Origin of the sequence: Halomonas ramblicola (assembly GCF_030409215.1) — a bacterium.
Lineage (GTDB): Bacteria > Pseudomonadota > Gammaproteobacteria > Pseudomonadales > Halomonadaceae > Halomonas > Halomonas ramblicola.
Genome location: NZ_JAUFPL010000017.1, coordinates 34,081 through 55,228 on the forward strand (window position 1 = coordinate 34,081; position 21,148 = coordinate 55,228).

Genomic DNA, 21,148 nt, shown 5'->3' on the forward strand with positions numbered 1-21,148 from the left:
CGGCCAGGCGACCTGGAACGTAGAATGCGCCCATAGCTCAACCGGATAGAGCAACGGCCTTCTAAGCCGTAGGTTGCAGGTTCGAGTCCTGCTGGGCGCGCCATCCTGGTGCAGGCATGGCGGTCAGGCAGGCCGGTTATGAGCGGTATGTCGTAGTGGTGGATGTAGCTCAGTGGTAGAGCCCCGGATTGTGGCTCCGGTGGTCGTGGGTTCGATCCCCATCATCCACCCCATCTCGACATCGCCCACCGGTATCAAGGCAGTGGTGGATGTAGCTCAGTGGTAGAGCCCCGGATTGTGGCTCCGGTGGTCGTGGGTTCGATCCCCATCATCCACCCCACTCCTTGAACCTTCCCCTCGATCTTTTTTCCGTTGCTGTTGTCGATATGACGCGGGCCCCCAGGGTCGGCGCCGTTGGCGTTTCCGCAGGGCGACGCCCCGGCGATGGGCCTTGTATTACGCCGCGGCGCCCCCATGTCATGGGGCACGGCGCTTGCCAGTGCCGGGCGGGCTTCTTAAAATCAGCCCCTTGACCCTTTCCACGCATTCAACGCCCCCAGTCGGTAGAGGACCATTCATGCAAGTTTCCGTCGATACGACCTCCCAGATCGAACGCCGCATCACCGTGCAGGTGCCGGCCGCCGAGGTCGACGAGGCCGTCAACGCCCGTCTCAAGGATGCCGCCAAGAACGTTCGCCTGGACGGCTTCCGCAAGGGCAAGGTGCCGATGTCGGTGATCCGTCAGCGCTACGGCAGCGACGTGCGCAACGAAGTGGTGGGCGAAGTGATGCGCGAGCGCTACGTGCGCGCCATCTCCGAGAACGAGCTCAACCCGGCGGGCTTCCCGCAGATCGAGGCCACCGTCAACGAGGCGGGCAAGGACCTGGAGTTCGTCGCCACCCTGGAGGTCTATCCGGAGATCGAGTTGGCTTCCATCGAGGGCACCGAGGTGGAGCGGCCGGTGGTCGAGGTGACCGACGCCGACGTCGACGAGATGATCGAGACCCTGCGCAAGCAGAATGCCTCCTGGGAGGAGGTGGAGCGGGCCGCCGAGGATGGCGACCAGGTCACCATCGACTTCCAGGGCTTCCTCGGCGACGAGCCGTTCGAGGGTGGCAGTGCCGAGGGTCATGAGCTGGTGCTGGGTTCCAACAGTTTCATCCCCGGCTTCGAGGAGCAGCTGGCGGGGGTCAGGGCCGGTGAGGAGAAGGAGCTCCAGGTCACCTTCCCCGAGGACTACCAGGCCGAGAACCTGGCCGGTCAGGAAGCGACCTTCAAGGTCAAGGTCCAGGCGGTGAAGGCCCAGGCCCTGCCCGAGGTGGATGCCGAGTTCGTCGAGCGCTTCGGCGTCGAGGACGGCGATCTCGACAAGTTCCGCGCCGAGGTCAAGAAGAACATGACCCGCGAGGCCGACCAGGCCGTCGACAACCGCGTCAAGCAACAGGTGCTCGGTGCCCTGCAGAAGGCCAACGAGATTCCCGTGCCCCAGGCGCTGATCCAGCAGGAGACCGACGGCCTCAAGCGCCAGGCGGCCCAGCAGTTCGGCCTGGGTGAGGACTTCGATGTCTCCCAGCTGCCCGACGAGCTGTTCGCCGAGCAGGCCAGGAGCCGCGTCGAGATCGGCCTGCTGCTGGCCCAGGTGATCAAGTCGAGCGAGCTCGAGGCCGGCGACGACGAGATCCGCGCCAAGGTCGAGGAACTGGCCGATCAGTATCAGGAGCCCGAGCAGGTCGTCGAGTACTACATGAGCAATGACCAGATGAAGACTCAGGTCAAGTCGGCCATCCTCGAAGAGAAGGCGGTCGACAAGCTGCTCGAGCAGGCCAGCGTCCAGGACGTGACCATGAGCTACCAGGAGGTCCTGGCCGCCGCCCAGCAGCAGACCGAGGCCGACGACGAGGAGGAGGGCAGCGAGGCCGGCGAGCAGGAGAGCAACGCCTGAGCCGGTTCCTCGATCCTGCCCGTGCTCCGGTCCGCGCCGGGTCACGGGCGACTCCCCGCTTCCATACATCGGATGCAAGGACATCACACTGATGAGCAACGAGTTCGATATCCAGAACGCCGGCGGCCTGGTGCCGATGGTGGTCGAGCAGAGCGCCCGCGGCGAGCGGGCCTACGACATCTATTCCCGCCTGCTCAAGGAGCGTGTGATCTTCCTGGTGGGTCCGGTGGAAGACTACACGGCCAACCTGGTGGTGGCGCAGCTGCTGTTCCTGGAGTCCGAGAATCCGGACAAGGACATCCACCTCTACATCAATTCGCCGGGCGGTTCGGTGACCGCGGGCATGTCGATCTACGACACCATGCAGTTCGTCAAGCCCGACGTCTCCACCGTGTGCATCGGCCAGGCGGCGAGCATGGGCGCGCTGCTGTTGGCCGGCGGTGCGGCGGGCAAGCGTTTCTGCCTGCCCAACTCGCGGATGATGATCCACCAGCCGCTGGGCGGCTACCAGGGCCAGGCCTCGGACATCGAGATCCACACCAAGGAGATCCTCGGCATCCGTGATCGCCTGAACCATATCCTGGCCCACCACACCGGCCAGGACATCGAGACAATCGCCCGTGATACCGACCGTGACAACTTCATGGATGGCAAGCAGGCCTCGGAATACGGCCTGATCGATGCCATGCTGGATAAGCGGCCGACATCCTGATAGCGTGAAATCCATCACGCCCTGATCGTTCCCGGCGGCTGCGGCCGCCGTTGTGAGCCCGGTGGTACCCCTCGAGGCGGTCGCCACCACCATGAAATGAGGTATGCGAATGGCCGACGGCAAAGGCAAGGACGAAGGCGGCAAGCTGCTGTACTGCTCGTTCTGCGGCAAGAACCAGAACGAAGTGCGCAAGCTGATTGCCGGTCCGTCCGTGTATATCTGCGATGAGTGTGTCGACCTCTGCAATGACATCATTCGCGAGGAGGTGCTCGATGCCGATGCCGAGACCGACGAGGAGCGGCTGCCCGTTCCCCGCGAGATTCGTCACACCCTCGATGACTATGTGATCGGCCAGGACCGCGCCAAGATGGTGCTCTCCGTGGCGGTCTACAACCACTACAAGCGTCTGCGTTCCGAGGTGAAGAACGAGGACGTGGAGCTGGGCAAGTCGAACATCCTGCTGATCGGTCCCACCGGCAGCGGCAAGACGCTGCTGGCCGAGACCCTGGCGCGGCTGCTCAACGTGCCCTTCACCATCGCCGATGCCACCACCCTCACCGAGGCGGGTTACGTCGGCGAGGATGTCGAGAACATCATCCAGAAGCTGCTGCAGAAGTGCGACTACGATGTGGAGAAGGCCGAGCGCGGCATCGTCTACATCGACGAGATCGACAAGATCTCGCGCAAGTCGGACAACCCCTCCATCACCCGCGACGTCTCGGGCGAGGGCGTGCAGCAGGCGCTGCTCAAGCTGATCGAGGGCACCACCGCCTCGGTGCCGCCCCAGGGCGGGCGCAAGCACCCCCAGCAGGAGTTCCTGCAGGTCAACACCGGCAACATCCTGTTCATCGTCGGCGGCGCCTTCGCCGGCCTGGACAAGGTGATCCGCGACCGCACCGAGAAGGGCGGCATCGGCTTCAATGCCGAGGTCAAGAGCAAGGACGAGACCAAGGGCGTGGGCGACGTGCTGGCCAGCATCGAGCCCGAGGACCTGGTCAAGTTCGGCCTGATTCCCGAGTTCGTGGGGCGCCTGCCGGTCATCGCGACCCTCAGCGAGCTCACCGAGGATGCCCTGATCCAGATCCTCACCGAGCCCAAGAACTCGCTGATCAAGCAGTACGCCAAGTTGTTCGAGATGGAGGGCGTGGAGCTGGAGTTCCGTGAGGACGCCCTGCGGGCGGTGGCGGGCAAGGCGATGGCCCGCAAGACCGGTGCCCGCGGCCTGCGTTCCATCCTCGAGTCGGTGCTGCTCGACACCATGTACGAGATTCCTTCCCTGGAAGGGGTGAGCAAGGTAGTGATCGACGCCTCCGTGATCGCCGGCGAGAGTGAGCCGTTGCTGATCTACTCGCAGCAGCAGGAAGCCGCCAGCGACGGCACCGACGGCTGAGCCGTCGGGCCCTCGGGCCCCGGGCGGGAGCGTCCCGTCTCCAGGCGTCGGCCGCGTGGCCGGCCGGAGGCGCGGCGGCGCTCCCGCCTTTTTGATGTCTTGCAAAGTGGCCAGGGTGCCCCCACCCCCATAGGTAATTCCACCGTACTTGTCTTGAGGAACGTCTGCGATGCAGCAGAACGCCGAACAGACCCTGAGTCTGCCCCTTTTGCCGCTGCGGGACGTGGTCGTCTACCCGCAGATGGTCATCCCGCTGTTCGTCGGCCGGGAGAAGTCCATCGAGGCCCTCGAGGCGGCCATGAGCGCCGACAAGCGGGTGCTGCTGGTCGCCCAGCGCGAGGCCAGCAAGGATGATCCCGACCGCGGCGACCTCTTCGCCATCGGCACCGTGGCCGAGATCATGCAGCTGCTCAAGCTGCCCGACGGCACCGTCAAGGTGCTGATCGAGGGCATGTCGCGTGCCGACCTGGGCGAACTCCATGCCGGCGAGTCCTACACCCGCGCCGATGCCGTGCTGCGCGAGAGCGTGCCGCTCACCGAGCGCGAGCAGGAGGCGCTGGTGCGCGTGCTGCTCAACCAGTTCGAGCAGTACGTGAAGATGTCGAAGAAGGTGCCCAACGAGGTGCTCAACTCGCTCTCCGGCATCGAGGACCCGAGCCGCCTGGTGGACACCATCTGCGCCCACCTGTCGCTGAAGATCGACGACAAGCAGCAACTGCTGGAGATGGACCGGGTGCGCGATCGCATCGAGCACCTGATGGCGCTGATCGAGTCCGAGATCGACCTGCTGCAGGTGGAGAAGCGCATCCGCTCGCGGGTCAAGGACCAGATGGAGAAGTCCCAGCGCGAGTACTATCTCAACGAGCAGATGAAGGCCATCCAGAAGGAGATGGGCGAGCTCGAGAACGTGCCCAACGAGGCCGAGAAGTACGAGAAGGCCATCGAGGAATCGGGCATGCCCAAGGAGGCCCATGACAAGGCCGTCCAGGAGCTGGGCAAGCTGAAGATGATGTCGCCCAACTCCGCCGAGGCCACGGTGGTGCGCTCCTACCTGGACTGGCTGGTCTCGGTGCCCTGGAAGAAGCGTACCCGGATACGCCACGACCTGCGTCACGCCCAGCAGGTGCTCGATGAGGACCACTACGGCCTCGATGAGGTCAAGGCGCGCATCCTCGAGTACCTGGCCGTGCACAAGCGGGTCAAGAAGCTCAAGGGGCCGGTGCTGTGCCTGGTGGGCCCCCCGGGGGTGGGCAAGACCTCGCTGGGGCAGTCCATCGCCCGGGCCACCAACCGCAAGTACGTGCGCCTGGCGCTGGGCGGGGTGCGCGACGAGTCCGAGATCCGCGGTCATCGCCGCACCTACATCGGCTCGCTGCCCGGCAAGATGATCCAGCGCATGACCAGGGCCGGGGTCAAGAACCCGTTGTTCCTGCTCGACGAGGTGGACAAGATTGGCATGGACTACCGCGGCGATCCGGCCTCGGCGCTGCTCGAGGTGCTGGATCCCGAGCAGAACGACACCTTCAGCGACCACTACCTGGAGCTGGACTACGATCTCTCCGAGACGCTGTTCATCTGCACCGCCAACTCGATGAACATCCCGGGGCCGCTGCTCGATCGCATGGAGGTGATCCGCCTGCCCGGCTACACCGAGGACGAGAAGCTGGCCATCGCCAAGCGTTACCTGGTGCCCAAGCAGCTCAAGGCCAACGGCTTCAAGGACGAGGAGCTGGCGTTCTCCGACGAGGCGCTGCTGGAACTGATCCGCTACTACAGCCGTGAGGCCGGGGTGCGTGAGCTGGAACGCCAGATCGCCAAGGTGTGCCGCAAGGTGCTGCGCGAGCGCCTCGAGAAGGAGAGCCAGGAGGGCGCCCAGGCGCCGCTGCTGCTGGCCGCGGCCGACATCGAGGACTATGCTGGGGTGCGCCGCTACAGCTACGGCCTGGCCGACCAGGAGGATCAGGTGGGGCGTGTCACCGGCCTGGCCTGGACCTCGGTGGGTGGCGAGCTGCTCAATATCGAGTCGGTGGTGACTCCGGGCAAGGGGCGCATCAACAAGACCGGCTCGCTGGGCGACGTGATGAAGGAGTCGGTGAGCGCCGCCCAGACGGTGGTCCGCGCCCGGGCGCTCAAGTTCAACATCGACCCCGAGCGCTTCGAGAAGGAGGACCTGCACATCCACGTACCCGAGGGGGCCACGCCCAAGGACGGTCCCAGCGCCGGCATCGCCATGGTGACCGCCATGGTGTCGGCCTACACCGGGCGTCCGGTGCGTTGCGACGTGGCCATGACCGGCGAGGTCAACCTGCGTGGCGAGGTGCTGCCGATCGGCGGCCTGAAGGAGAAATTGCTGGCCGCCCGGCGCGGTGGTATAAAGACCGTGCTGGTGCCAGAGGAGAACCGTCGGGACCTCAAGGAGGTACCGGATAACATCAAGGATGCTCTGGACATCAGGCCGGTTCGCTGGATCGATGAGGTGCTGGAGGTGGCATTAGAGAAAAGGACTGAGACCTCCGAGGGGGAATCCCGGTCCGAGGATACCGCCTCACCCCAGTCGATGATCAGCACGCACTGACGATATTTTCCCCATCATCCCGGTAGTGAAAGCCCGGTATGGTGGGGTTTCGCGCGGTACTTTGCTTGACAGTGCTTTCATCGCATTGCTATAAATTGGCGCATGCTGTGATCGCGCCTGTCGGTAGAAAGCCGCGTCGATTAGAGCCAATTTCCGAAAACGTCAAGGGGTGAAGTGTGAACAAATCCGAGCTGATCGAAGCCATCGCCGCGTCTGCCGACATTCCGAAGGCCGCCGCTGCCCGCGCATTGGATGCCATGGTCGATGCCGTGACCGACAGCCTGAAGAAGGGAGACAGCGTTTCCCTGGTCGGCTTCGGTACCTTCCAGGTCAAGGAGCGCGCCGCCCGCACCGGTCGCAACCCGCAGACCGGCCAGCCGATCGAGATCAGCGCTGCCAAGGTGCCGAGTTTCAAGGCCGGCAAGGCGCTCAAGGATTCCGTCAACTGAGAGACGCGCGCCGCCCGCGCCGCTGACGGTTGATCTTTCTACAGGCGCATCGCCCTCGGCGGTGCGCCTGTCTTCGTTATTATCAACTCTTCCGAGGCCTGCATGCTGCAAAGTATTCGTGACCGCTCCCGGAGCTGGGGAGCCAAGATCATCGTCGGGGCCGTGGTCGTGGCCATGGCACTGTTCGGCGTGGAGTCGCTGGTGGGACTGTTCGGAGGCGGTGGTGACGATATCGCCGAGGTCAACGGCGAGCCGATCACCCGCCAGCAGCTGGAGATGTCGGTGCAGCGGGCCATCCGCAGCGGCCAGGTGCCGCCGGAGCAGGAGCGCCAGTTGCGTGCCGAGATGCTCGACCAACTGATCACCGAGCGCCTGCTGACCCAGTTCGTCGACGACGGTGGCCTGCATCTCTCCGAGGACCAGCTCGACCAGGTCATCGTCAACCTGCCGGAGTTCCAGGATCAGGAGGGGCGCTTCGACCGCGAGCTGTTCCGCAGCCGCCTGGCCAGCGCCGGCTATACGCCGGTGGGGTTCCGCGAGCAGCTGCGCGGCGACATGAAGCAGCAACAGCTTCAGCAGGGCCTCGTGTCCAGTGAGTTCACCCTGCCCGACGAGCGGGAGACCCTGGCGTCGCTGCAGCGCCAGACCCGGACCTTCCGCTATGCCGCCCTGAGCGAGTCGATGATCGACGACGAGGTGCAGGCCGGCGACGAGGCGATCCAGCGTTACTACGACGAGCATCGGGACGATTATCGGCGTCCCGAGCAGGTGCGCCTGAAGTACGTGCTGATCGACCGCCAGGCGATGGCCGAGGAAATGGAGATCGACGAGGAGGCGCTGCGTGACGCCTGGCAGGAGCGGACCGCCGACGCCGACCGCCGCCTCTCGCACATCATGCTCACCTACGGCGAGGAGCGCAGCCGCGAGGAGGCCGTGGCCGAGCTCGAGGCCGTCCAGGAGCGCCTGGCCGATGGCGAGGCGTTCGCCGACCTTGCCGCCGAGGTCTCCGACGACACCGTCTCCGCCGAGCAGGGCGGCGACCTGGGGGTGGTGAGCCGCGGCTTCTTCGGCGAGGCCTTCGACGAGGCGGCCTTCGCCCTCGGCGAAGGCGAGGTATCGGATATCGTCGAGACCGACAACGGCCTGCACCTGCTGAAGGTCACCGGCCTGGAGCGCGAGTCCTTCGAGTCGATGCGCGACGAACTGCGCCGGGACCTGGCGCTGTCCGAGGTCGATGGGGAGTTCAACGACAAGGTGCAGCGCCTGATCGACGAGAGCTTCGCCGCGGATGACCTGGAGAGCGTCGCCGACGACATCGGCCTCGAGCTGCAGACCAGCGACTGGGTCTCCCGCGATGGCGGCGAGGGCGTACTCTCCGAGCCGGGCGTGATGAGCCAGGCGTTCAGTGGCGACGTCCTCGAGGAGGGTTACAACAGCGAGGTGATCGAGCTCGACGACGATCGGCGCATGGTGCTGCGGGTGGCCGAGCATCGCGAGGCGACCACCCTGCCGCTGGAGGAGGTGCGCGACCGGGTCGAGGCCGCCGTCGAGGCATCGCTGCGCCGCGAGCGCCTGCAGGCCCTGGCCGAGGAACGTATCGCGGCATTGCGCGACGGCGAGTCGCCGGGGCTCGACTGGCAACGGGCCGAGGCGGTGAGCCGCCAGGCCGACCATGGCCTGCCGCGCGAACTGGTGGACGCCGCCTTCCGCCTGCCGGCCCCCGAGGGCGAGGCGCCCGTCTACGGCCAGGCGGTGGACGGCGATCGCGTCGTGATCATCGCCCTGGAGAGCGTGGGCGAGGGCGAGGTCGACGAGCAGGTGGAGCAGTATGTCGCCAACATGACCGAGCGGCTGCGCGCCCAGGCCGCCATCCAGGGGCTGATCGAGCACCTGCGTAGCGAGGCGGAGATCGAGCGGTGAGGGATGTCCCCGTCCATCTGATCACCGGCTTCCTGGGCAGCGGCAAGAGCACCCTGATCCACCGGCTGATCGACCAGAAGCCCGAGGGCGAGCGCTGGGCGGTGCTGATCAACGAGTTCGGCCAGGTGGGCATCGACCAGGCGATGTTCGCCGAGCGCGACGACCTGGTGGTCAAGGGCCTGCCCGGCGGTTGCCTGTGCTGCCAGCTGGCCTTCGTGATGCAGGCGACCCTGGTCAACCTGCTGCACCGCCATCGCCCCGACCGGCTGATCATCGAGCCCTCCGGCCTGGGGCATCCGGCGGGGCTGCTGGAGGTGCTGCGGGGCGAGGCCTTCGCCGGGGTGCTGGCGGTGCAGGACATCATCACGGTGCTGGATCCGCGGCGCCTCGACGATCCCCGCTCCCGCGAGCACGAGACCTTCCGCGACCAGTTGGCCATGGCGGATGCCGTGGCCCTGACCATGACCGACCTGGCGACGCCGGCCCAGCGCGACGCCGCCGAGGCCCTGCTGGGTGAGAGCTGGCCGGCCAAGAAGTGGATCCGGCCGGCGCCTCACGGCGAGCTGCCGCTGGCACTGCTGGTCGAGGGAGTGGGCGAAGGCGAGGCGCCGTCCCGGACGTCAGCCGACAGCGAGGCGCACCGCCGGTTGCGCGAGGCCGCGGCCGGCGGCCTGGTGCTGGAGGGCTTCGGTGATGCCATGCCGACGCCGGGGCATCCCGTGCGCCAGCAAGGCGGCTCGCTGGGCTATGCCACCCTGGGGTGGCGTTGGCACCCGGATGATGCCTTCGACCTGGACCGCATCACGGTGCTGCTGGGCGAGTTGCCGGCGCGGCTGCGCATCAAGGGGGTGCTGCATACCGACGCCGGCTGGAAGCGCTACAACCGGGCCGACGCCACGGTGAGCCTGGAGGAGGCCGCCTGGCGACAGGATTCGCGCCTGGAGCTCATCGGCGAGGCGGGTAGCCTGCCGGATGCGGAGGCGCTGGAGGCGCGGCTCGAGGCCTGTCGGCTCTCGTCGCCTTCAACGTAACGGGAACTCCCGCAGCCGTGGCTCGCCACCGTCCTCGACCGCGATCTCCCAGCCCTGGCCGGGGCGCCAGTCGCCCAGCACCATGCGCCGCGCGGGCTCGCCGGCGACCTCCAGCTCATGCACCGCGGGGCGGTGGGTATGGCCATGGATCAGGGTGGTCACGCCGTGATCGGCCATGGCCTTCTCGACCTCCTCGGCGGTGACGTCCATGATGTCCTCGGCCTTGTTGGAACTGGCCTCGCCGGACTGCTCGCGCAGCTGCCGGGCCAGGGCGATGCGCTCGGCGATCGGCATGGCCAGGATGCCGGCCTGCCACTGGGGGTCCCGGGCCTGGGCGCGGAAGGCCTGGTAGTCGGTGTCGCGGGTGCACAGGCTGTCGCCATGCATCAGCAGGACCCGCCTGCCCCCCAGGGTGATCACGCTGGGGTCGGGGAGCAGGGTGGCGCCGGTCTCGGCGGCGAAACGCTCGCCGAGCAGGAAGTCACGGTTGCCGTGCATCAGGTAGAGGGCGCTGCCGTCGTCGGAGAGGCGCTTCAGCGCACGGGCGACACGCGCCGCCAGATCGGCGTTGCCGGTGGGGTCGACGCCCGCCAGGTCGAGCAGGTCGTCGCCGATCCAGGCCTCGAAGAAGTCGCCGAGGATGTAGAGGGCCTCGCAGCCGCGGGCACGCTCCTCGAGCCAGCGCAGGAAGCCGTCGGTGATCTCGGGGGCGCCGGGGTGCAGGTGCAGGTCGGAAATCAGCAGGGTGGTCATGACGGGCGTCGCTTCTTGTCTGGCGGGTCGATGGCAAAGCGCCCGCACGAGGGCGGGCGCAGTCGGCGAGGCGAGGGCGATCAGGCCTCCTCGAGGTAGGCCTTCTGGATCACCACGTCCTCGGCGGGCACGTCGGCGTGCATGCCGCGGCGGGTGGTGGCCACCCCCTTGATCTTCTCGACCACGTCCATGCCCTCGACCACGCGGCCGAAGACGCAGTAGCCCCAGCCCTGGATCGACTTGCCGCTGTGATTCAGGAAGCCGTTGTCGGCCACATTGATGAAGAACTGGGCGGTGGCGGAGTGCGGGTCCTGGGTACGCGCCATGGCCAGGGTGCCGGTGACGTTCTCCAGGCCGTTGTCGGCCTCGTTCTCGATCGGGTCGCGGGTGGGCTTCTGGTTGAAGTTCTCGTCGAAGCCGCCGCCCTGGACCATGAAGCCGTCGATCACGCGGTGGAAGAGGGTGCCGTCGTAGAAGCCGTCGCGCACGTACTGCTCGAAGTTGGCGGCGGTCTTCGGTGCCTTGTCGTGGTCAAGCTCGACGTGGATGTCGCCGTAGTTGGTCTGCAGAACGATCATCGATAAGTTCCTGTGCGATAAAGGGGCGTTGCCTTGGCGTTGCCCATGGGCGTGACGCTATAATACCGGTTTTGCTGCGAGGCGCGAAGCGAGCGTCGAGACTCGAGGGAAAGCTCGCATGGCTGTAGCGAGAGGCGCCGGGGACAGGTCGTAGAGGAGGTCCTACGCCAGGGATGGCGTCGGTAGCGCCCAGGGAGGGGTTCACAGCGCCTCCTCGGAGGCCTGTCCCCGGATCAGCCTCGAGCGGTGCTGCGCCAATCCCCCCGGCGCCCCTCGCTCAGTGAATCACCCGGGGAGCTGCGCTCACGCCGCCAGGCTCGCACCCTTCAATCAGAGGTCGTTTTTTCCAACATGTCCACCGAGACCATCAGCGCGCCGAACTTCATCCGCAACCAGATCCGCGAGGAGATCGAGGCCGGCCGCTCCGGCAAGATCGTCACGCGCTTCCCGCCGGAGCCCAACGGCTTCCTGCACATCGGGCACGCCAAATCGATCTGCCTGAACTTCGGGCTGGCCGAGCAGTTCGGTGGCGACTGCCACCTGCGCTTCGACGACACCAACCCGGCGAAGGAGGAGCAGGCCTACATCGATGCCATCAAGGCCGACGTCAGCTGGTTGGGATTCGCCTGGGCCGGCGAGGTGCGCTTCGCCTCGGACTACTTCGACCAGCTCTACGCCTGGGCCCAGCACCTGGTGCGCGAGGGCAAGGCCTATGTGGACGACCTCTCGCCGGACGAGATCCGCGAGTACCGCGGCACCCTCACCAAGCCCGGCCGGCCGAGCCCCTATCGGGAGCGCGGCGTCGAGGAGAACCTCGAGCTGCTGGAGCGCATGCGGGTCGGGGAGTTCGCCGAGGGCGAGAAGGTGCTGCGCGCCAAGATCGACATGGCCTCGCCCAACATCAACCTGCGCGACCCGATCCTCTATCGCATCCGCCACGCCCATCACCACCAGACCGGCGACAAGTGGAAGATCTATCCGTCCTACGACTTCACCCATGGCCAGTCGGACGCCATCGAGGGGGTCACCCACTCCATCTGCACCCTGGAGTTCGAGGACCATCGCCCGCTCTACGACTGGTTCCTGGACAACCTGCCGGTACCGGTCAAGCCGCGCCAGATCGAGTTCGCGCGGCTCAACATGAACTACACCCTGACCTCCAAGCGCAAGCTCAAGCTGCTGGTGGACCAGGGCATCGTCGATGGCTGGGACGACCCGCGCCTGCCGACCATCTCCGGCATGCGCCGGCGGGGCTACACGCCGGCCTCGATCCGCAGGTTCTGCGAGATGATCGGCGTGACGCGTGCCGACGGCGGCCTGGTGGACATCGCCATGCTCTACCACGCCATCCGCTCCGACCTGGAGGACAACGCGCCGCGGGCGATGTGCGTGCTGAGGCCCCTCAAGGTGGTGCTGACCAACGTGCCCGAGGACCACGAGGAAGCCTTTGATGTGCCCGGTCACCCGGCCCGTGAGGATATGGGCGTGCGCAAGGTGCCCTTTACTCGTGAAATTTATATTGATCACGACGACTTTATGGAGGAGCCGCCCAAGAAGTTCTTCCGCCTGGCACCGGGCAAGGAGGTGCGGCTGCGCAACAGCTACGTCATTCGCTGCGACGAGGTGGTCAAGGGGGCGTCCGGCGAGATCGAGGAGCTGCGCTGTAGCGTGGACTTCGACACCCTGGGCAGGAACCCGGAGGGGCGCAAGGTCAAGGGCGTGATCCACTGGGTCAGTGCCGCCCACGGCGTGCCCCTGGAGGTGCGCCTCTACGACAACCTCTTCCTCGAGGAGCAGCCCGACAAGGACCGGGATGCCGACTTCCTCGAGCACCTGAACCCCGAGTCGCTGGTCACCTGCCAGGCCATCGGCGAGCCGAGCCTGGCCGACGTCGAGGCGGAGGCGCGCTTCCAGTTCGAGCGCGTCGGCTACTTCTGTGTCGACCGCCATGCCCGCGCCGAGGGGCGGCTGGTGTTCAACCGCACCGTGGGGCTCAAGGACAGCTGGGCCAAGGTCCAGAAGAAAGAAGCGCAGAAGAAGGGGTGAACGTGAGCGCCGACATCCAGATCTACAATACCCTGACCCGACGCAAGGAAGCCTTCACGCCCATCGAGCCGGGTAGGGTGCGCATGTACGTGTGCGGGATGACCGTCTACGACTACTGCCACCTGGGCCATGCCCGGGTGATGGTGGCCTTCGACGTCATCACCCGCTACCTGCGCCACCGCGGCTATGACGTCACCTATGTGCGCAACGTCACCGACATCGACGACAAGATCCTCCGGCGCGCCGAGGAGAACGGCGAGCCCATCGGCTCGCTCACCGCGCGCATGATCGACGCCATGCACGAGGACGAGGCGCGCCTCGCCGTGCTGCCGCCGGACCGGGAGCCCCGTGCCACCGGGCATGTCGACGACATCGTCGCCATGATCGCGACCCTGATCGACAAGGGCTACGCCTACGCGGCGGACAACGGCGACGTCTACTACCGGGTGCGCCGCTTCGAGGGCTACGGCAAGCTCAACAATCGCGACCCCGACGAGATGCGCGCCGGCGCGCGCATCGAGGTGGACGAGCACAAGGAGGACCCGCTCGACTTCGTGCTGTGGAAGGCGGCCAAGCCCGGCGAGGCCAGCTGGCCCTCGCCCTGGGGCGCGGGGCGCCCCGGCTGGCACATCGAGTGCTCGGCCATGTCGAAGTGCTGCCTGGGGGAGACCTTCGACATCCACGGTGGCGGGCCGGACCTGACCTTCCCGCACCACGAGAACGAGATCGCCCAGAGCGAGGCGGCCAATGGCAAGCCCTTCGTCAACACCTGGATGCACGCCGGGGCGGTGCGGGTGAACCACGAGAAGATGTCCAAGTCACTGGGCAACTTCTTCACCATCCGCGAGGTGCTCGAGTACCACGACCCGGAGGTGGTGCGCTACCTGCTGGTGGCCAGCCACTACCGCAGTCCGATCAACTATGCGCCGGACTCCCTGCTTGATGCCCGCAAGTCGCTGGAGCGCTTCTACAATGCGCTCGACGGGATCGATCCCGCTGAAGGGCAGGTCGATAACCGCTTCCACGAGCGCTTTACCGCCGCCATGGACGACGACTTCAATACCGCCGAGGCGCTGTCGGTGCTCTTCGACCTGGCCCGCGAACTGAACCGGGCCAGGAAGGAGGCACCCGAGCAGGCGCCGGCCCTGGCCGCCGAGCTCCGACGCCTGGGCGGCGTGCTGGGGCTGCTCACCCAGGAGCCCGCCGCCTTCCTCAAGGGCGGAGCGGGGGAGCTGCCGCTGCCCGAGGCCGAGATCGAGTCGCGCATCGCCGAACGCGCCGAGGCCAAGAAGGCGAGAGACTTCGCCCGGGCCGATGCCATCCGCGACGAGCTCGCCGCGCTGGGCATCGTCCTCAAGGACTCCCGCGAGGGCACCTCCTGGGTGGTGGAGAAGCCCGAGGGCTGATCGCCGCAGGTCGCCGAATCGACACCCGGCCCGCCGCTGGCGGTGCCGGGTGTGTTGTTTCAGGGGCCGGGGCTGCAGGAAGCGTCACGGGACGACGCCGGCCGGCTCGGGCCCCTCCGGCTGACGCCCGAACGGCGGCAGGGGAATCTGCCGCGGCCAGTCGTCGGCGACGACGAAGACCCGTTGCCAGCCGGCGTCGCCGTGCCACAGGACGACCTGGACCGGTGCGGCGGGCTGGAGGAAGTGCTGCGCCAGACGCGCCTCCAGCGCCCTCAGCGGCAGCAGGGCCTCGGCCCGCGGCAGGGCCAGCCAGTGGGGCTTGTTCAGCCAGGCGCCGCGGGTGCCGGCGGCCAGGCCGTCGCGGAAGTCGCGCCAGCTCGACCAGGCGAGCCAGATGCCGCGCAGGTGGTGGGCGCCGGCATCGCGGGGCCGCGGCAGGTCGGCGTGCCAGGGATAGAAGAGCACGCCGGGGATGGCCACCTGCCGGCGGATCGCCAGCGGCCGGTCGGCGCCCACGGCGTCGGCCAGCCGCAGGGCCTGGATGACCTCGCGCGCCTCGGGCAGCTCGCTGAGGCGCAACTGGCGACGGTGCAGGTGCTCGCGCTTGCCGGCCAGGCTGTCGGCCCCGCCGGGACCGATCCAGCGCGCCTGATCATCGGTCTCGCCGGGCCCCTCGACCAGTCCCAGGTAGTACTTGATGGCCACTTCCAGGTGGATCACCTCGGCCTCGCCGGTGTGACGGTAGAGCAGGTCGAGCTCGCCGAGGGTCTGCTTGTCGCGGTGGATGCGCAGGTTGTGGGCGAGCAGTTCGGTGCCCGGCGCTTCGGCGAGCAGGAACTGCCAGAGTCGCTCGTGATAGAGCCCCATGCGTCCGCTCAGGGCGTCGCCGATCCGTGCCTCCAGCAGGTCGGGATAGGCCTCCAGGTCGTCCAGCCAGGCGGCGAGGCACGCCGGGTCGCCGAACCCCAGGGTCGCCGGGGCGGGGCGACCGGGCCAGGGCATGCTGACCAGGTCGGGGGCCTCGAGCAGCCACGCCAGGTCCCGGACCAGCGGGTGATGGCAGTGGTCGAGGCGGGGACTCGACGAGTCGGGCATCGGACACCTTTCCGTGCGTTGGTGGCAAGCCTCTGACAGGCAAGCCGGCGTATCTCTATACTCAAGCTTACATTCATGACCCCCTCAGGCGATATTCCCATGAGCGCAACCTTCTCCCGAGTGGCGGCGCTGGCCGCCGGCAGCCTGTTGACCCTCGCGGTGGCCCAGGCCCAGGACCCCGTGGTGGTGGCCTCCAAGATCGATACCGAGGGCTCGGTGCTCGGCCAGCTGATCCTGCAGCGCCTGGAGGCGGGCGGCATCCGGGTCGAGGATCGCCTGCAACTCGGCGCTACCAGCATCGTGCGCGAGGCGCTGCTGGCCGGCGAGATCGACCTCTACCCGGAGTACACCGGCAACGGCGCCTTCTTCTTCGACATGGCCGACAGCGATGTGTGGCACGACGCCGAGGCGGCCTTCGAGACGGTGCGCGAACGGGACGCGGAGAACGGCCTGGCCTGGCTGGCGCCGGCCTCGGCCAACAATACCTGGGCGATGAGCGTGCGCGGTGACCTGGCCCGCGAGCACGACCTGGCGAGCCTGGAGGATCTGGCCGATTACCTGGCCGAGGGCGGCGAGTTCAAGTTCGCCGCCAGCGCCGAGTTCGTCGAGTCGCCCCAGGCGCTGCCCGCCTTCCAGGAGGCCTACGGCTTCGAGCTCTCCGACGACCAGCTGCTGGTGCTCTCCGGCGGCAATACCGCCTCCACCATGCGCGCCGCGGCCCAGCAGACCAGCGGCGTCAATGCGGCCATGACCTATGGCACCGACGGCGGGCTCAACGCCCTGGACCTGGTGGTGCTGGAGGATACCCTGGGCGTCCAGCCCGTCTACCAGCCGGCGCCGGTGGTGCGCCGCGAGGTGCTGGAGACCTACCCGGAGATCGAGACGCTGCTCGAGCCGATCTTCGCCGAACTGGATCTCGCGACCCTGCAGCGGCTCAACGGCGACGTGGCGGTGAACGGGCGGGACCCGCGCGACGTCGCCGCCGACTTCCTGGCCGACCTGCCGGAGTGAGCCGGTGACGCGCAGGGACGCGCTGCCGGTCAATCGGGTAGTGCCGGCGCTGTCGCTGGCCGCCGCGGCGGCCTGGCTGGCGCTGGCCTCGGTGAGCGTGGCGCCCAACCGCATCGTGCCGGGCACCGCCTATGCAGCCAGCGAACTGCTCGGCTGGCCGTTGGCCGGGGTGGCCTGTCTGCCGCTGCTGGGCCTGGCGGCGCTGGCCTGGCGGCCCCATCGTGGGCGGCTGCGCCTGGCGCTGGCGCTCAACCTGCTGCTGTTGATGGCGCTGCCGGCCTGGGTGGCGCTCGCCGGCGCGCTGCGCCTCGATCCCGACCAGCCCCAGGCGCGGCTGGGGCTCGGCCCGGCGGTGTGGCTGTTGCTGTTCTGCCTGGTCCTGCTGACCATCGAGCTGAGGACCCGCCTGGCGCTGCCCGCCTGGAGCGGCTGGCTGCTGCCGGTGCCGATCCTGGGGGCCTGGGTGCTGGCCGCGCCCTGGCTGGGGTCGCTGGCGCTGTGGCAGGAGTACAGGGGGCGCAGCGGGCAGTTCGCCGAGGCGCTGCTGGACCACCTGCTGCTGGTGGGCAGCGCCGTGGGGGCGAGCCTGGTGCTGGGCGCGGCGATCGCCCTGGCGATGCGCCGCGACGCCCGCCTGGAGCGACTGGGGTTCACCCTGCTCAACTTCCTGCAGACCATTCCCAGCCTGGCACTGTTCGGCCTGCTGCTGGCGCCCCTGGCCTGGCTCTCGGCCCGGCTCGACTGGCTCGCCGCCCTGGGGGTCAGCGGCATCGGCTGGGCGCCGGCCTTCCTGGCCCTGCTGGGCTACAGCCTGCTGCCCATGGTGCGCAACACCTTCGTGGCGCTGGCCGAGGTCGATCCCGGGGTGCTGGAATCGGCCCGCGGCATGGGCATGGGGCCTGGCCAGGTGTTCTGGCAGGTGCGCCTGCCGCTGGCCCTGCCGGTGGTGCTGGAGGGCGTGCGCATCACCACCGTCCAGGCCATCGGCCTGACGGCGGTGGCGGCGCTGATCGGCGCCGGCGGCCTGGGGACCTTCATCTTCCAGGGGCTGGGGCAGGCGGCCATGGACCTGGTGCTGCTCGGCGCCCTGCCGATCCTGGCCATGGCGCTGGTGGCCGATGCGCTGCTGGGCGCCCTGACGCGTCGCCTCGATCACCGTACCGCGCTCAGGCAGGGAGTCACGCCATGATCGAGCTGCTGGGAGTCACCAAGCGCTTCGGCGAGGAGACCGCCGTGGACGCCATCTCGCTGACGGTGGAGAAGGGCGAGCTGTGTGCCCTGGTGGGCACCTCGGGCTGCGGCAAGTCCACCACGCTGCGCATGATCAATCGCCTGATCGAGCACGACGGCGGCGAGATCCACATCGACGGGCAGCCGATCCGCGAGTTCGACGGCCGGCTGCTGCGCCGGCGCATCGGCTACGCCATCCAGAGCACCGGGCTGTTCCCCCACTGGACGGTGGCCCGCAACATCGGCCTGGTCCCGCGGCTGCTGAAGTGGCCGAAGGCCCGCGTCCGGGCCCGGGTGGAGGAGCTGATGGCGCTGCTCGGCCTGCCCGTCGAGCAGTTCGCCGACAAGTACCCGGAGCAACTCTCCGGTGGCCAGGCCCAGCGGGTGGGGGTGGCCCGGGCGCTGGCTGCCGACCCCGACATCCTGCTCATGGACGAGCCCTTCGGCGCCCTGGACCCCATCACCCGCGAGACCCTGCAGGTCGAGCTGCGCGAGCTGCAGGCACGCCTGCACAAGACCATCGTCTTCGTCACCCACGACATGGACGAGGCCCTGGCCCTGGCCGACCGCCTGGCGGTGATGCGGGCCGGGCGGATCGTCCAGCAGGGTACGCCCCTGGCCCTGCTGCGCGAGCCGGCCGATGACTTCGTCGCCTCGCTGCTGGGCGGCGACGAGCGTGGCCTCAAGGAGGCGGCCATCACCCGCGTCGGTGAGCGCATGCTGCCGCTCTCGCCGCGCTTGCTGCCCCAGGCGCGGGTGCATCGCGACGCCACCCTGCGCCAGGCCCTGTCGGTGATGTTCCGCGAGCATGCCGACCGGCTGGCGGTGGTCGACGACGAGGCGATGGCGGTGGGGGAGTTGTCGCTGCGGCGTCTGGTGGGGGCCGGCCGCGATGAGTGACCGGGCGCCGACCGCCGCGGTCCGGCTGGCCGCCTGGCGGGGGCCGCTGGTGTGGCTGGCGCTGCTGCTGGCGCTGGCCTTTGGCATGCCGACCCTGGAGCCCGTGCTGCGCGGGATCGAGTCCGACACACGCCAGGTCGTCTATGCCCAGGCCGGCCTGCCCAGCCTGTTGGCCAATCACCTGCTGGTGGTGGGGGTCGCCTCGCTCTTGGCGGTGGCGCTGGGCGTGGGGGCGGCGGTGCTGGTGACCCGCCCCGCGGGGCGCGACTTCCTGCCGCTGGTCGCCCAGTTCGCCTCCATGGGGCAGACCTTCCCGCCGGTGGCGGTGCTGGCCCTGGCCGTGCCGGTGCTGGGCTTCGGCACCTGGCCGATCATCGTGGCCCTGCTGCTCTACGGCCTGCTGCCCATCGTGCGCAACACCCTGGCGGGGCTGGAGGGCATCGACCCCGGCGTCCAGGAGGCGGCCCGCGGCATGGGCATGGGCGGTGCCCAGCGCCTGTGGCAGGTCGAGCTGCCGTTGGCGGCCCCGGTGATCCTGGCCGGCATCCGCACCTCGGTGACGGTCAATATCGCCACGGCGGCCCTGGGCGCCACGGTGGGCGCGAGCAACCTGGGGGCGCCGATCATCTCGGGCATCGTCAACGGCAACACCGCCTACGTGCTGCAGGGGGCGGTGCTGATCGGCCTGCTGGCGCTGACCGTGGACAGCGCCTTCGCCCGATTGACGCCCGCCCGAGGGTGAGCCCTCTTCCGGTCAGCCGAAGGCAGGGGTACCCAAGTCCTTCAGTTTACGTTAACGTCATATCGGGTTGCGTTGACCCGCCAGGGGCAATCCTCCTGGCAATGGGCGAGACAAGCGACAACACTGCCCTCAAAAGGGGTGGTAGAGGATCCCGAGATGACAACCACACAAGACATCCATTCGCCGGACTTCCTGGTCGGCGACGAGTTCACCATACCCACCTTCCGCCTGCTCCGGCAGGACGGCACTCTGTGCGACGGCGCCGAGGCGCCGGAGTTGTCCCGTGAGCAGGCGCTGAAGATCTACCATGCGATGGTCGCCACCCGGGTGCTGGACGAGCGCATGATGGCGGCCCAGCGCCAGGGGCGGCTCTCCTTCTACATGCAGTGCACCGGGGAGGAGGCGGCGGTCATCGGCGCCACGGCGGCGCTCGACGACGCCGACATGATCATGGCCCAGTATCGCGAGCAGGGGGCCCTGGTCTACCGCGGCTTCGGCTACGACGAGTTCATGAACCAGCTGTTCGGCAACGAGCAGGACTACGGCAAGGGGCGCCAGATGCCGATCCACTACGGGTCGCGCAAGCTCCACTACATGACCATCTCCTCGCCGCTGGCCACCCAGATTCCCCAGGCGGCCGGCTACGCCTATGGGCAGAAGCTGGCCGGCGAGGGGCACTGCACCATCACCTTCTTCGGCGAGGGGGCGGCCTCCGAGGGCGACTTCCATGCCGCCCTGAACATGGCGGCGGTGCACGAGGCGCCGGTGATCTTCTTCTGCCGCAACAACGGCTATGCGATCTCCACGCCCGCCATCGAGCAGTTTGCCGCCGACGGCGTGGCACCGCGGGCCTTCGGCTACCGCATGCACGTGATCCGCGTCGACGGCAACGACATCCTCGCGGTGCTGGCGGCGACCCGCAAGGCGCGCCGCATCGCCGTGGAGCAGAACAAGCCGGTGCTCATCGAGGCCATGACCTACCGCCTGGCCGCCCACTCCTCTTCCGACGATCCCTCCGGCTACCGCTCCCGCAAGGAGGAGGAGGCGTGGCGCGAGAAGGACCCCATCCTGCGCATGCAGCACTGGCTCAGCGACCAGGGGTGGTGGAACGACGACGAGGAGAAGGCGCTGCAGGAGTCGCTGCGCCGCGAGGTGCTGGAGACCATGAAGCGCGCCGAGAAACGGCCGCCGCCACCCCTCGACAGCCTGGTCACCGACGTCTACGCCGACGTCACCCCGGCGCTGCAGCGCCAGCTGGATCGCCTCAAGGCGCATATCCGCCTCCATCCGGACGCCTATCCCCGAGGGGCGCGCTCCCTGGATCCAAGCGTGAGCGCCAACGACGACGCCGGCCAGGGAGGGAAGTGA

At 68.1% G+C, this 21,148-nt stretch carries 17 protein-coding genes and 3 tRNA genes; 17 read left to right on the plus strand and 3 right to left on the minus strand.

What is annotated here, in order from left to right:
- The first annotated feature begins 26 nt into the window (after positions 1-26).
- The 10 genes from QWY80_RS04505 to QWY80_RS04550 all read left to right on the plus strand — a co-directional run bounded on the left by QWY80_RS04505 (position 27) and on the right by QWY80_RS04550 (position 10,019).
- Positions 27-103: transfer RNA gene (locus tag QWY80_RS04505), tRNA-Arg, on the plus strand.
- A gap of 55 nt (positions 104-158) precedes the next feature.
- Positions 159-233, plus strand: a tRNA-His gene (locus tag QWY80_RS04510).
- 32 nt (positions 234-265) lie between these two features.
- Positions 266-340, plus strand: a tRNA-His gene (locus QWY80_RS04515).
- A 237-nt stretch (positions 341-577) separates the two neighbouring features.
- Positions 578-1,942, plus strand: a complete 1,365-nt coding sequence (gene tig, locus QWY80_RS04520) for a trigger factor (RefSeq protein ID WP_290229513.1) — start codon at positions 578-580, stop codon at positions 1,940-1,942.
- Positions 1,943-2,033: 91 nt separating this feature from the next.
- Entirely contained in the window at positions 2,034-2,654 is a 621-nt protein-coding gene (gene clpP, locus QWY80_RS04525; protein WP_290229514.1) for an ATP-dependent Clp endopeptidase proteolytic subunit ClpP, read from the plus strand.
- Between the two features lie 109 nt (positions 2,655-2,763).
- Positions 2,764-4,044 (plus strand): ATP-dependent Clp protease ATP-binding subunit ClpX, encoded by a 1,281-nt coding sequence (clpX, locus tag QWY80_RS04530; protein ID WP_290229515.1) that lies wholly within the window; start codon positions 2,764-2,766, stop codon positions 4,042-4,044.
- 169 nt (positions 4,045-4,213) lie between these two features.
- A complete protein-coding gene (gene lon, locus QWY80_RS04535) occupies positions 4,214-6,619 on the plus strand; it encodes an endopeptidase La (protein WP_290229516.1) in 2,406 nt (801 codons plus the stop codon).
- A 176-nt stretch (positions 6,620-6,795) separates the two neighbouring features.
- A complete protein-coding gene (locus QWY80_RS04540; protein ID WP_290229517.1) occupies positions 6,796-7,068 on the plus strand; it encodes an HU family DNA-binding protein in 273 nt (90 codons plus the stop codon).
- A 102-nt stretch (positions 7,069-7,170) separates the two neighbouring features.
- Positions 7,171-8,988 (plus strand): SurA N-terminal domain-containing protein, encoded by a 1,818-nt coding sequence (locus tag QWY80_RS04545; RefSeq protein WP_290229518.1) that lies wholly within the window; start codon positions 7,171-7,173, stop codon positions 8,986-8,988.
- Positions 8,985-10,019, plus strand: coding sequence for a CobW family GTP-binding protein (locus QWY80_RS04550; protein ID WP_290229519.1), 1,035 nt, complete (start codon positions 8,985-8,987; stop codon positions 10,017-10,019). Before QWY80_RS04545 ends, QWY80_RS04550 begins: the two co-directional genes overlap by 4 nt.
- Here the strand turns inward: QWY80_RS04550 and QWY80_RS04555 are convergent.
- Complete coding sequence (locus QWY80_RS04555; RefSeq protein ID WP_290229520.1) at positions 10,011-10,772, minus strand: UDP-2,3-diacylglucosamine diphosphatase; 762 nt, start codon at positions 10,770-10,772, stop codon at positions 10,011-10,013. The genes QWY80_RS04550 and QWY80_RS04555 overlap by 9 nt on opposite strands.
- An 80-nt stretch (positions 10,773-10,852) precedes the next feature.
- Entirely contained in the window at positions 10,853-11,350 is a 498-nt protein-coding gene (locus tag QWY80_RS04560) for a peptidylprolyl isomerase (RefSeq protein ID WP_290229521.1), read from the minus strand.
- 351 nt (positions 11,351-11,701) lie between these two features.
- On the opposite strand from QWY80_RS04560, the gene QWY80_RS04565 reads away from it, so the two are divergent.
- Positions 11,702-13,396 (plus strand): glutamine--tRNA ligase/YqeY domain fusion protein, encoded by a 1,695-nt coding sequence (locus QWY80_RS04565; RefSeq protein ID WP_290229522.1) that lies wholly within the window; start codon positions 11,702-11,704, stop codon positions 13,394-13,396.
- Positions 13,397-13,410: 14 nt separating this feature from the next.
- A complete protein-coding gene (cysS, locus tag QWY80_RS04570; RefSeq protein WP_290229918.1) occupies positions 13,411-14,802 on the plus strand; it encodes a cysteine--tRNA ligase in 1,392 nt (463 codons plus the stop codon).
- A gap of 84 nt (positions 14,803-14,886) precedes the next feature.
- Here cysS and QWY80_RS04575 read toward each other — a convergent pair whose 3' ends face one another.
- On the minus strand, positions 14,887-15,897 hold the full coding sequence (locus tag QWY80_RS04575) for a DUF1853 family protein (protein WP_290229523.1): 1,011 nt from the start codon (positions 15,895-15,897) through the stop codon (positions 14,887-14,889).
- A gap of 99 nt (positions 15,898-15,996) precedes the next feature.
- Here QWY80_RS04575 and osmF point away from each other — a divergent pair, with 99 nt between their 5' ends.
- The 5 genes from osmF (at position 15,997) to QWY80_RS04600 (ending at position 21,148) form a co-directional block, all read left to right on the plus strand.
- Positions 15,997-16,908, plus strand: a complete 912-nt coding sequence (gene osmF / locus QWY80_RS04580) for a glycine betaine ABC transporter substrate-binding protein OsmF (protein ID WP_290229524.1) — start codon at positions 15,997-15,999, stop codon at positions 16,906-16,908.
- A 4-nt stretch (positions 16,909-16,912) separates the two neighbouring features.
- Positions 16,913-18,097 carry an ABC transporter permease gene (locus tag QWY80_RS04585; protein ID WP_290229525.1) on the plus strand — a complete coding sequence of 395 codons (1,185 nt, stop codon included), beginning with the start codon at positions 16,913-16,915 and terminating at the stop codon, positions 18,095-18,097.
- Complete coding sequence (locus tag QWY80_RS04590; protein WP_290229526.1) at positions 18,094-19,038, plus strand: ABC transporter ATP-binding protein; 945 nt, start codon at positions 18,094-18,096, stop codon at positions 19,036-19,038. The genes QWY80_RS04585 and QWY80_RS04590 overlap by 4 nt, the downstream gene beginning before the upstream one ends.
- Positions 19,031-19,780: an ABC transporter permease gene (locus QWY80_RS04595; RefSeq protein WP_290229527.1), complete on the plus strand. Its 750-nt coding sequence runs from the start codon at positions 19,031-19,033 to the stop codon at positions 19,778-19,780. The genes QWY80_RS04590 and QWY80_RS04595 overlap by 8 nt, the downstream gene beginning before the upstream one ends.
- A gap of 156 nt (positions 19,781-19,936) precedes the next feature.
- On the plus strand, positions 19,937-21,148 hold the full coding sequence (locus tag QWY80_RS04600; RefSeq protein ID WP_290229528.1) for a thiamine pyrophosphate-dependent dehydrogenase E1 component subunit alpha: 1,212 nt from the start codon (positions 19,937-19,939) through the stop codon (positions 21,146-21,148).